The organism is Acinetobacter sp. VT 511 (assembly GCF_001077515.1).
GTDB classification, from domain to species: domain Bacteria; phylum Pseudomonadota; class Gammaproteobacteria; order Pseudomonadales; family Moraxellaceae; genus Acinetobacter; species Acinetobacter schindleri.
The window spans coordinates 61,634-74,088 of record NZ_LFRE01000081.1 but is presented as its reverse complement, the minus strand read 5'-3'; the positions used below and the strand labels follow the sequence as shown (position 1 = coordinate 74,088).

12 protein-coding genes are annotated in these 12,455 nt (G+C 40.9%); 6 read left to right on the top strand and 6 right to left on the bottom strand.

Annotated elements, in window-relative coordinates; translation table 11 throughout:
• Positions 1–67: 67 nt before the first annotated feature.
• Positions 68–2,236: a glycerophosphodiester phosphodiesterase gene (locus ACS72_RS12505; protein ID WP_249888278.1), complete on the top strand. Its 2,169-nt coding sequence runs from the start codon at positions 68–70 to the stop codon at positions 2,234–2,236.
• A 66-nt stretch (positions 2,237–2,302) separates the two neighbouring features.
• Positions 2,303–2,464, top strand: coding sequence for a hypothetical protein (locus tag ACS72_RS18740; RefSeq protein WP_249888277.1), 162 nt, complete (start codon positions 2,303–2,305; stop codon positions 2,462–2,464).
• Positions 2,465–2,510: 46 nt separating this feature from the next.
• Here the strand turns inward: ACS72_RS18740 and ACS72_RS12500 are convergent, their stop codons facing one another.
• From ACS72_RS12500 to cysD, 5 genes are all read right to left on the bottom strand, one after another.
• Entirely contained in the window at positions 2,511–2,768 is a 258-nt protein-coding gene (locus tag ACS72_RS12500) for a DUF2798 domain-containing protein (protein WP_008301926.1), read from the bottom strand.
• Between the two features lie 32 nt (positions 2,769–2,800).
• Entirely contained in the window at positions 2,801–3,319 is a 519-nt protein-coding gene (locus tag ACS72_RS12495) for a PadR family transcriptional regulator (RefSeq protein WP_008301924.1), read from the bottom strand.
• A gap of 241 nt (positions 3,320–3,560) precedes the next feature.
• Positions 3,561–3,827: a hypothetical protein gene (locus ACS72_RS12490; protein ID WP_008301922.1), complete on the bottom strand. Its 267-nt coding sequence runs from the start codon at positions 3,825–3,827 to the stop codon at positions 3,561–3,563.
• Between the two features lie 144 nt (positions 3,828–3,971).
• The gene (gene cysN / locus ACS72_RS12485) at positions 3,972–5,585 is read right to left on the bottom strand and encodes a sulfate adenylyltransferase subunit CysN (protein ID WP_048882306.1); all 1,614 of its coding nucleotides are present in this window, start codon (positions 5,583–5,585) and stop codon (positions 3,972–3,974) included.
• Between the two features lie 144 nt (positions 5,586–5,729).
• Positions 5,730–6,644, bottom strand: a complete 915-nt coding sequence (gene cysD, locus ACS72_RS12480) for a sulfate adenylyltransferase subunit CysD (protein WP_048882305.1) — start codon at positions 6,642–6,644, stop codon at positions 5,730–5,732.
• 321 nt (positions 6,645–6,965) lie between these two features.
• Here cysD and ACS72_RS12475 point away from each other — a divergent pair, with 321 nt between their 5' ends.
• From ACS72_RS12475 to pgaB, 4 genes are all read left to right on the top strand, one after another.
• Positions 6,966–7,508, top strand: a complete 543-nt coding sequence (locus ACS72_RS12475; protein WP_048882304.1) for a hypothetical protein — start codon at positions 6,966–6,968, stop codon at positions 7,506–7,508.
• A gap of 582 nt (positions 7,509–8,090) precedes the next feature.
• A complete protein-coding gene (locus tag ACS72_RS12470) occupies positions 8,091–8,726 on the top strand; it encodes a YqiJ family protein (RefSeq protein WP_048882303.1) in 636 nt (211 codons plus the stop codon).
• 82 nt (positions 8,727–8,808) lie between these two features.
• Entirely contained in the window at positions 8,809–10,515 is a 1,707-nt protein-coding gene (locus ACS72_RS12465) for a flotillin family protein (protein ID WP_048882302.1), read from the top strand.
• Between the two features lie 178 nt (positions 10,516–10,693).
• On the top strand, positions 10,694–11,896 hold the full coding sequence (gene pgaB / locus ACS72_RS12460) for a poly-beta-1,6-N-acetyl-D-glucosamine N-deacetylase PgaB (RefSeq protein WP_034591915.1): 1,203 nt from the start codon (positions 10,694–10,696) through the stop codon (positions 11,894–11,896).
• On the opposite strand, the gene pgaD is transcribed toward pgaB, so the two are convergent.
• Positions 11,874–12,455: a poly-beta-1,6-N-acetyl-D-glucosamine biosynthesis protein PgaD gene (gene pgaD, locus ACS72_RS12455; protein WP_008301905.1), complete on the bottom strand. Its 582-nt coding sequence runs from the start codon at positions 12,453–12,455 to the stop codon at positions 11,874–11,876. The genes pgaB and pgaD overlap by 23 nt on opposite strands.

Below are 12,455 nucleotides of genomic sequence, written 5' to 3'. Positions count from 1 at the left end.
TATAAATGTCATGTTCTGCTTTTAATTTCTCAAATTCAAATATAAATGACTTGAGAATATTAAAAGTATGAAACCTGCTCATCTCTACCTGTCTATTTTGCTGTCCTTGGGCCTCACCGCATGTTCTGATGATGACGACAAGAATTTAGGCTCCTCACAGCCACCGGTAACCCAGCCAGATCAGCCGGCTCCTGAGCCCAATATTCCTGATGAAGAAGTTCCCATTCCAGAGGTTCTACTGGATGAGAATTTTGATAAATGGGCGGCTCTTCCTGGCGACTGGATACAACCTAAAAATAACGCGGGCCAGGTATATCTTGAAAATGGCGACTTGTATATCGATGGTCGTGCTCATAGCACACAAATGACAACCCTGCATCTGCCAGAGAAATTCCAGCAATTACGCAATTACCGTATCGATATGGAATTTTCATTTGAAGAAGCACTCAATGAAGCCCGCTGGGGCAGTATCATCTACCGAGGCGCAGATCAGTTCGCTGATCCGTCTTTTACCCCCTATTATCAGTTTGCCATGCGGGTTGCTACTACGAGTGCTAGCGGTCTGGAACTATCTTTACGCATGCCGACCAATAGTTGGAATGTGCTACAGAAATCTGCTCATAGCGAAGATATTGGCCTTCAGAAAACTCATAAGGCCAGCGTTGTAGTGTATGGAAATCGTGTACGGCATTATCTGGATGATCAACTGGTATTGGATAGCACCTTGCCTTATAACCTGGCTCAAGGCAGCATTGGTTTATCTAGTGCCGGCTTATTGATGAAAGTAAGCCACCTCAAAGTCACTGAACAACTCGATGCCTTGCCTGAATCCAATAAAGTCACTGACATTATTGACCAGCAACTCCCGGTTTCAATAGCACCGACTTTAGCCCAGGCTGCACCGCTTAATGGCCCAGTCTCGACCGCGGCTACCCATGTTGCTTATCAGCTTGATGCAGATCTTAATTTACTAAGCAACAATCAGAAAGTAAGCCACCTGACTGATTATCTTAAAGATACCCAGCGTCGAACTTTACCTTTACTCACTATCCAAAATTCGGCAACCGTTCAGGCACTGAAAGGACTGACAGAAAATTATAATCTGGCTGATATCACCCTCATTTCCGATAATGTAGATTTACTGCGTCAGGCCCGTATTGATTTACCGATGCTCCGAACAGCTCTGGATTATTCCAAGCAGACCGGGCTGGGTTATAACAGCAAAGATATCGTGACCATCGCCCACAATACCAATGTAGCGCTGTCCAAAATCGTCATCTTGCCACCACAATTACTAACACGTGAAGCAGTTAGTCATCTACAACGTTTATTGATTACGCCTTGGGCCAAGAGTGACAGTGCACAGGTCTTAGACGCAGCAAAAATTCTAGCTACAGGTGTTAATGGAATTTATAGCAACCATCCTGACCTATATAAAGAAATTATGCAGCGCATGGCACCCAACACCCTGTTGCGTAAGCCGCTGATTACCGGACATCGCGGTATCCCGGCGCAAGACGATGAAAACACACTGGAGGGGACTCTCAAAGCGATCACTGTAGGTGCTGATGCAGTAGAATATGACGTGTATCTGACTAAAGATGATCATGTCATTCTTATGCATGATACCTCTGTGTTACGCACGACTGGTGTCAACCGCAACATTGAGGATATGACACTGGCAGAAGTACGTGAGCTCAGAACACTGAACTATAACCGTCAGATTCCTACCATGGATGAAGTGCTGGCTGAGGTGAAAAAATATCCACATGTCACCAACTTCATTGAAATTAAAAGCTACAAGCCTGAGATCGTACCAAAGATCAAAGCACTGCTAGATAAACATGATGCCTATGATCAAGCTATTGTGATCAGTTTTAGTGGCGACCAGATTTTACAAATGAAGAATGTGCTTCCAGGTGTATCAACCGGTTTCCTTACCAGTACTCCAGCCGCACAAAGCGATTTGGTCAATACACGGCGAATTCTGGATGCAACTCAACAGTATTCATCCACTTTCAATCCGTCTTTTAGCGGCTTGAGTGCGAATTTAATGCGTGCTGCCTCCCAGCGCGGAGTCACTTTCTGGCCGTGGACATTCCGTTTAAACAAGGATGATTTTAATCGCATGTATGTCCAAGGAACACATGGTCTTACCACAGATTATGCACATGATGCATCCAATTTTGTGGTAAAACTGAATACGCCAAAACAGCTCAATGCTACAGCAGGTTAAGCTCTGGAAATTCCAGGTGAGATTCAGACACAAGTTGGCAGTAAATCCTCTTATATCTTTAAAAATATGCTGGTTCTGCCTGGCTCGGCTAAATATACGCAAAATGGTCAGAATGTAACATTTGTAGAGAAAGGCACAGCTTATGTGATGCCGCGTTATGACTATACAATCGCTCCAAATTATACATACACCCTGTATGCAGAACCTGTAACTGTCACTATCCAATAATCGTTTTATAAGCAAAACACCCAATTCACGAATTGGGTGTTTTCATTTAAAGATTTCCTTTAGGCACATCCACGAATTTCATTAGGGTACGACGTACTAAGGGCAGCACCACCAAAATTAATGGAAATGCCATCAGCCATGACATGCTCCAGGCATGCAGCCATAATGAAATAAACTGATCACTCCAGCCTTTATTCAGCAGCATGTTAAAGCAGGAAATTGCACCACTCATAATGCCGGAAAGGATCAAGGGCATGAGCCAATTCAAATGTTTGGCATGAAATTTGGGAACTATTTTTTTCATCATTTTACCTGATTTTTAAATCGTGAATCGGATTACAGACGTGTGATGTTTATGGCTGCTTGATCAATCTGTTCTGCAATTTCACGTATTTGGATTTCATTAAGTTTGCTATGTTGAATCTTTAAACGCAGTGAGGTTTTTAAATTTTCCATCGCATGTTTAATATCAACATATTGTTCATTCGATTGAATTTGTTTACGCGTATTAAAACGGTCTAGTACCTTTTGTAAGGTTTGCTGACGTTCTTTGAGATGTGCCTGACCTTTTTCAGTAATGTGATACTGCTTGCGCCCATCAGCACGCATAGTCATTTGCGTATATTGCTGTTCTTCCAGATAATTAATGGTTGGGCAGATTGTGCCGGTGCTCGGCTTGTAGTTTCCGCCCACTAAAGCAGCCACTTCTTTGATAATGTCGTAGCTAAATTTGGGCGCTTGAGCAATAAAATGCAGCACCAGCAATTTCATTTCACCTGCTTCAAACAGGCGTTTGCGAGGTTTTGGAGAGTTCTCTTGTTCTTCTGTTAGGACAGAATTAGGAATTCTAGACATAGCAAAGATATATCTTAAAATTAATTAAGATATATCTTATCATACTTAAGCAAAGCGATAAAAGTCAGATTTAAAGATAAAGAAATTGGACAAAAAATGTTTTTTGAAGAACATCAATATACAGGCTCATTCCTAGTTAAGATCAATATTGAAAAATTAATGGAAAACCCACAATGTGTATTGTTACCGCCTTATATGAATGCTTAAATGTGGATGATTGATAATCTCACACATTAGAATTTTAACGTTTATATTCCCTTACCATCCGGTCACTTACATCCTCCGGATAACAAAGTGGCGCATATCCACCCGCTCGGTTATAAGCACTACGCTTACCACAACGACTACCATTACTCGCTGTATTATAAGGACATGGGCAATTGCCCGAATAACTCTCAATTGATTCTTTAATAATCTTCTGCTTGATTGCTTCAACGCTTTGGCTACTCTGTTTGGCTTCAACTCCAAAAGTCATACACAAGCCAGCCAGCAATAATAATTTTTTCATAAATCCCCCATCTAGGGAGAATTGTATTTAGTAACTAATAAATTGAAAGATCACATTTTGACTAATTGAGCGATTTTCATGCAAACAAAATTTATGCAATAAAAAACCCGCTTTTCAGCGGGTTTTTCTAAAATCAGTCCAGTCTTATAGACGAACCAATTCCACAATTTTCTCAGCAAGTTCTTCAGCAGATTCCTGAGCAAAAGTCACATCTGTACCTTCAGTTACCTCAGTCACCACAACCACACCAGTTTCACGAACCAGCGCAACTTGATCAGCTGAAAGACCGACTTTCGCAATCGCAACCACACCTTGCTGAATTAACAGGCTTTCAAGTGCTTGAGCATTTTCAAGCGCTTTAGCAGATACAGATACCGCAGCTGGTTTTTGACCCAAACGTGCAGCACGATCTTCAGCAGTCACAGGATTGGTATGTGCAGTCCATTCGATTGCATCTTCAATCATGCCCGCACCAACAGTGACGTTGCTTAAACGGTCAATGAAGATAAACGAACCAGTATGACGGCTTTCACGGTAACGGTCGAATACCACTGGCGCATCAAACTCGATTTGAACATCAGCAATTGCGTTCAGATCCAGCTGCTCTACCTGAGTTTTCTCAAGTGTATTGACGTTTACACGGTAGTTGATCTCTGCAACTTTTGCAGGAACCGTTTGCGTACCTAGCTTAACGTTATACAACTTACCTTTAACCAATGGCTGGTCATTCATCCATACCACAGAAGCACGAACCGAACGTGAAGCTAAAGGCTGATCACCCGCTTTAACCAGCATATTGCCGCGAGAAATATCAATCTCATCGTTCAAGGTTAAAGTCACTGCCTGACCTGCAAATGCACGTTGCAAATTGCCGTCAAAAGTCACAATTTCCTTAACAGTAGATTTCTTGCCTGATGGTAAAGCAACAATCTCATCGCCTACAGCCACTTCACCCAGCGCTACAGTACCGCAGAAACCACGGAAGTCGAGGTTAGGACGGTTAACATACTGAACCGGGAAACGGAATTCTTCTTTATCTACGCTGTGGGTAATTTCAACAGTTTCCAGAGTACCCATCAGGGTCTGGCCTGTATACCACGGCGTATTTTCAGACTTGTTCACCACGTTATCGCCATTCAGGGCAGAAATCGGTGTGAAGATAATATTCGCTGGCGTACGGTCACCTAACTGGTTCACGAAGTCAGTATAGTCTGCCTTGATCTCGTTGAAACGAGCTTCAGAGAACTCCACTAGGTCCATTTTGTTGATCGCAACAATAATGTTCTTAATACCCAGCAGGCTGGCAATAAAGCTATGACGGCGAGTCTGAGTCTGTACGCCATAACGTGCGTCAATCAGGATAATTGCAAGATCTGCAGTAGATGCACCTGTCGCCATGTTACGGGTATATTGCTCATGTCCCGGAGTATCCGCGATAATGAACTTACGTTTTTCAGTAGAGAAATAACGGTAAGCGACATCAATGGTAATCCCCTGCTCACGTTCCGCTTGCAGACCATCTACCAGCAAAGCCAGGTCAGGTGCATCGCCAGTCGTACCGACTTTTTTAGAATCACGTGTTACAGCTTGCAACTGATCTTCATAAATCAATTTTGAATCGTAAAGCAAACGACCGATTAAAGTAGATTTACCATCATCAACGTTACCGCAAGTCAAGAAACGCAGTAAGTCTTTATTTTCATGTTGTTTTAAATAGCTCAGGATATCCTGGCTGATTAATTCAGATTGATGAGACATCGCTCAAACTCCACAAATGCTTAAGAAATCGGTTTAATCTTGAATTCCTCTAAGTCTCCCTCTGATAAAGGGAGATTTGGCTCCGTTCCGTTGGGAGTTCCCCTTCTTTATCAAAGAAGGGGTTAGGGGAAGATTTGAAGATGCTTAGAAGTAGCCTTCCTGCTTCTTCTTCTCCATTGAACCTGCCTCATCATGGTCAATCATACGGCCTTGACGCTCAGAGCTGGTTGCAAGCAACATTTCCTGGATAATTTCCGGCAAGGTGTTGGCAGTGGATTCAACTGCACCCGTTAATGGATAACAACCTAAAGTACGGAAACGAACCGATTTCATTTGTGGTACTTCGCCTGGATTCAGGCGCATACGCTCATCATCAACCATAATCAGCGTACCATTACGCTCAACGACTGGACGTTCAGCAGCTAAGTACAATGGAACAAGTTTGATATTTTCTAGGTAAATATATTGCCAGATGTCCAGCTCAGTCCAGTTAGACAATGGGAATACACGAATACTTTCGCCTTTGTTCACTTTACCGTTGTAAAGGTTCCAAAGTTCTGGACGCTGGTTTTTCGGATCCCAACGGTGTTTAGAGTCACGGAATGAATAAACACGTTCTTTGGCACGTGATTTTTCTTCGTCACGACGTGCACCACCAAAAGCAGCATCAAACTGATATTTGTCCAAAGCCTGTTTCAAGCCTTGGGTTTTCATAATGTCAGTATATTTAGAGCTACCATAGTCGAATGGGTTTACGCCCGCATCACGACCTTCTTTGTTCTGATGCACGATCAGATCAAAGCCATGAGTTTTTGCCATGTTGTCACGGAAGGCAATCATGTCTTTGAATTTCCAGCCTGTGTCTACATGAAGTAGCGGGAATGGAAGTTTTGCAGGGTAAAACGCTTTTAATGCTAGATGCAGCATTACCGCAGAATCTTTACCAATCGAATAAAGCATGACTGGGTTTTCAAACTCGGCAGCAACTTCGCGAATGATGTGAATACTCTCAGCTTCAAGCTGTTTAAGATGAGTAAGTCTTTCCTCATTTAATGACATGGACAACCTGCGTATTACACGTGTACTTATTACACTTTATAAAATTTATATTCATTATAGTGATTAAGTTTTCATAACGTTTTCTTGTTTTGTGCTATCCATATATCAAAACATCATATAAAACTTCACTGATATCTATTATTAGTTTTATTCAATCTAGTGATTTTTAATGCTTTGAATTTTAGTATTTTCTTCTATTTAGCTTTTTAAACCTACTATTTTTTAGCAATAACTTCATAGATAAATCATCTAAAGTACCTGTTCCCAACGGTAGCAAAACCACCTAGAGTAATCCTAGTACCTATGGATCTAAATTTAGACATGCCATTTACTCAATATACCCTAGAAACGTTAAAAACCCGTCTTGAACAGGCCAACCTGGCTGGCTATATCTATCAGCATCAACAGCACATGCTGGTATTACAAGAACCCTTTGCTGATGATGATAATGCCTTAAACGTTTATATACAGCATGAACTGACAGCAGATCAGATCGGTCTACAGTTCGGAGTTCGCTTGCAAGATAATAATGCTGAATATGTTATTGGTCTGACACATAGTAACCAGAATCCGAAATATGAAATTGGTGCAGGCAATCTAAAAGGCGACCAGAAAGCTTTTAACCTTTTATATGCCTTTTATAACTATCCTAAAGCATTTTATCTGGTTGCCCTGCCTTTAGCCGCAAATAGCCAGACACTTGAACAGGCACTTGAAGATCAGCGGTTTAGCCAGCCCGAATTGGATTTCCTGAATACGGCAGTGAAAACCAATCCAATGGGTGAACAGGTACAATGGATGAAAGCGTATATTCTTCAGCAAGCTTTAGATATGAAAGTACGGATTCAGACGTCATTGTTGTAATTCTACTTAGGCTAATTGAGTTAAATATAGAGTCGATATACATGCGATCAACTCGATTCAATTTAGCCTTCTTTAGGCAATCCCTATGTCAAAATATTTATATAAATCAAATATTTTAAGATCAGTAGGACAGACATATACTTTTAAAAAGAAGGATGAATATTAAAAATGTTTAATATTGTGCTTTCTCGCATTCATTACTACATACCTCCTATCCGATACTAGAAAGTGCTTATTAAGATATCCTTCGATCAAATAAAGTCATTGTCACTGACCTAAATGCCTGTTTCATTCGAATTTCAGCTTCAACAAAACTGTGACCATGTTAATTTTTTATCCATTTATTCATAAATTTATTAAGATATTGTCATCTTTTTGAAGCTATTGTTTTCTAAAATATTAATTTGATAACTCATACAAGAATTCAATCTAATTTCCAAATATTTAAATTTTTCAAGTTTCATATCCGCTACTTTTGTGTGTATTTAGATTGCAAAATGTATAATCAATGTTATCTTTTTATAAGTAAGAATTATTGTTACTCATTTTGCCAAACATAATTATAGATAGAGACCCGAAGGAATGTGGGAGCTTTTTACCGAACCGTCGAATGTTGTTTTCAGTATCAGTCTTAGCCTGATGCTGATGTTTGCAGCACTGGAATGTATATTGCTGTTTCTGGGTGGTGGTTCACAAAGTGTTTTTGACCAACTCTTACCTGAAGACTCGCATCATGTAGACCTTCATCCTGCCAATAACCCCAATATCTTTAGCAAGGTATTTGACTGGTTGTATCTGGGACAACTTCCTCTCTTTATCTGGCTGATCATTTTCCTGACTACCTATGGCTTAAGCGGTCTTTTGATTCAAGGTATATTTGAACGTTTTACTGGACATTTAATTAATGGCTGGATCATTTCTCCCGCCTGCCTGTTCCTGTGCATGCCTCTGGTCCGTTTTAATGCCAAAATAGCGGAAAAGATCCTGCCAAAAGATGAAACTACTGCGATTCATATTGAAGAACTGATTGGCCGAACTGCAATCATTATCCTCGGCGATGCTCGTGCCAACTCACCAGCACAAGCCAAAGTTCAAGATCAGTATGGCCATACTCATTATGTGCTGGTCGAACCTGCCGATGGTGAAATCCTGAAACAGGGCCAATCTGTGATTTTAATGGATAAAACCCGCAATGGCTTCCAGGCCATGAAAGTCTAAATACTTATTCTTTCTTACTTTATATTTATTATTTAATCCAAAATTATATTTTCAAATACGCTAAAACAGAGAACAAACAACAATGCTAAATTTTGATTTATATAACATTTTAATCATTACTGGGGTTATTTTCTCCGGCCTGATCACCTTTGGTTTAATCATCGCTCGCCTTTACCGTCGTTCAAGTAAGGAAATTTCTTTTGTCCGTACCGGTTTTGGCGGGGAGAAAGTCATTCTAGGCGGTGGTGCGTTGGTTCTGCCCGTATTGCATGAAACTATACCGGTAAATATGAATACCCTGCGTCTGGAAGTTCGCCGTGCTGATGATCAGGCACTGATTACCCGCGACCGTATGCGTGTCGATGTTATGGCCGAATTCTATGTGCGGGTTAAACCAACCGCCGATTCAATTGCAACGGCAGCACAAACCCTTGGTCAAAAAACCATGTCGCCGAACGAGCTGAAAAATCTGGTAGAGGGCAAATTCGTGGACTCGTTACGTGCCGTAGCTGCTGAAATGGCGATGGAAGAACTTCATGAAAAGCGTGTCGACTTTGTACAAAAAGTACAGCAAGTCGTGTCGGAAGATCTGCATAAAAATGGTCTTGAACTTGAAACTGTTTCTTTAACAGGTCTGGATCAGACTGGCTTCAAATATTTCAATCCACAAAATGCTTTCGATGCTGAAGGTCTGACCAAACTGACTGAAACCATTGAAGACCGTCGCCGTAAACGCAACCATATTGAACAGGATACTGACCTGGCAATTAAAACCAAGAATCTTGAAGCTGAACAGGCACGCTTACAGATTATTCGTGAAGAAGAATACGCCAAGCTGCAACAGGAACGTGAGATTTCGATTCGTCGCGCTGAACAGCTGGCTGAAATTGCCGCCCAAGAAGCTGCTAAAAGACGTGAAGCAGAGGAAGCACGTATTGCGGCTGAACGCGAAGTAGAATTAAAACGTATTCTGGCTGCCCGTGATGTCGAAAATGAAAATATCCAGAAAGCACAGATTATTCAAAAAGCTCAGGTTGAACAAAAGAAAACCATTGAACTGGCTGAACAGGACCGTGCGATTGCGATTGCTGAAAAATCTCGTGCCGAATCTGAAGCCAAAGCACAAGCAGATCTTGCCCGTGCTCAAGCAGTAAAAGCTGAAGAAGAAGTCGTAACAGTACGTCAGATTCAGCAGGCAGAACGTCAAAAAGCAGTTGAACTGGTGGCTGCCAAAGAACAGGCCGAGAAAGATGCAATTGCGATTACCGTGGCTGCTGAAGCAGGTAAACAGGCAGCGGCTGATGATGCAGAAGCGATTCGTATTGCCGCTGAAGCAGAAGCTGAAAAAGTTCGTTTAAAAGCCAAGGGGGAAGCAGATGCTAAAGTTCTCCTGGCTCAGGCAATGGAGAAACAGTATCAGGTCGATGCTGAAGGTACCCGTGCAGTGAATGAAGCTAACAATGTACTGTCTTCAGAGCAGGTAGAAATGCAGATCCGTCTGGCAATGCTCAAATACCTACCTGAAATTATCCGTGAAAGCGTTAAGCCAATGGAAAACATTGATGATATAAAAATTCTTCAGGTGAATGGCCTTCACGGAGCACATACAGGTTCTTGTCAGGCAGATGCCCATCATGAAAGTAGTAATGTTCCTCTCTCTGACCAAGTTGTAAATAGTGCTCTACGCTACCGTAGTCAAGCTCCGCTCATTGACAGTCTGATGAGTGAGTTAGGCATTCAGGGTGGTGATATTAATGGGATGACACAAAGTTTAAAAACGAAAACCTAAAAATTTATCGCTAAAATTTTTAAAACAAAAAAGCTTCCAAGATGGAAGCTTTTTTCAAAAATTACACATATATTTTCAAATAAACATGCTATCAGTAAAGAAAGCGAATAAGCATCATTCTCATGATGGATTATTAAGATAAGAAAATTTATAACAACGATAATTACTGGATAGCATAATGAAAAATACAACTCCTTCCAGAAAATCTGCACTCAATATAACTTTAAGCTTAGGTTTAATTACCTCTTTAAGTTTACTTAGCACCTTTTCTAGCTCGTCAAATGCCCTGACCAAACCTTTATCTTTTTCATCATTAATTGAAAGGTACCAGAAGAACCAACAATTAGAGATGTCAATTATGCATCTTGATTTAGACTATATTTATGACCCTGATCCACGTCAGATGACACGTAATATTAACCAGTTAATCAAGCGTATAGAGACTGTCCAGCCTAATACTATTTTTTTACAGGCTTATGCTGATGAGGATGCTAATGGTTCAGCAAATGAAGTGTATTTCCCTAACCCACATATGCCTGTCAGGGAAGATTTATTTAAAAAAGTCACTGAACAGATTCGAAATCGCACCACTGTTAAAAAAATCTATGCCTGGTTACCCATGTGGGCTTGGGAACTGCCAAAGCACTACCGGGCAAATTATGTAGAAACTACAAATCAGAACATAAAAGGTTATATTCGCCTGTCGCCATTTGATCCAAAAAACTTTGATTATGTCTATGATATCTATAAGGCATTAACAGATAAAATAACTGTGGACGGTATTTTGTATCATGATGATATTACCTTGAATGACTATGAGGATAGTTCCCCCTCTGCCATGCAAGTATATAAATATTGGGGATTTAAAGATGCTGAAAAAATATTACGTCATCCTCAACATCCAGAACAAATGAAGTTTGCTAAAGCTAAAACCGCCTATTTAGATAACCTTGCTTTAAAATTGAGTAATAAGCTTAAAATCACCCATCCCTCCCTCAAATTCGCCCGAAACTCTTATGCGCCTGTGATGTTAAATCCTGAAAGCGAGAAATGGTTTGCACAATCAACCTCAAGTACCCTACAGCATTATGATTATAATGCTGTTATGGCTATGCCCTATATGGAAAAAGCTCCGGACCATTCCAAGTTCTATCTTAATTTGGTAGAAAAAGCACGGCAGTATGACCCTACTCTATCTCGGACCATTTTTGAAATTCAAACCATAGACTGGAATACACAGCATAAACTTTCAAATGAGGAGTTATTAGAAACGGTACATCTATTAAAAGAACAAGGAGTGCAGCATATTGGCTATTATCCAGAAGATCCTTTTATGCCACACCCACATGCAACGATTTTTAAGCCAAAGAAATTTTCATAGGCCTACCTTGTATGTCGTACTGCTCTAATCTCCCCTCCTGATTATAGTACAGGGTCAATTGTTTGGCCTGTACCATTTCCAGTAGAGCATGCTTTTCAACCTCAAAGCTATAAGCAATCTCCTGAAGTTCAACCGGTCTAGGTGCCGAACGCCGATCTACTCGATTGAATCGGATCCAGTTATAACACGCCCATAACAGCAAGCTTGAAAAAGCAATAATAATCAGTAGGGCCAGCTCAAGTAGCGTCATTCCCTGATAAGGTTTATGGTCTATTAACACATGATCAACAATCAGACTCGATTCAAACCACCATAAACCCAGGGAGGCCAATGGCATAAATAACCATATCCACGCCATCCAGCCTAGTGCCATCAGGCTATAACCACTCGTTCGACCACTTACATATTCTGGAACATCGATATACTCCGGAATATCGAGTTTAGATTCTTTAACAGTTGCTGCGACACTGAGTTCAGAAAGTTCAACAGTTGTTGGGAGCTCCATATACTCGGCAATTTTAACCTGCGGCTTGGCAGGAATATTTTTATTGTTTTTCAC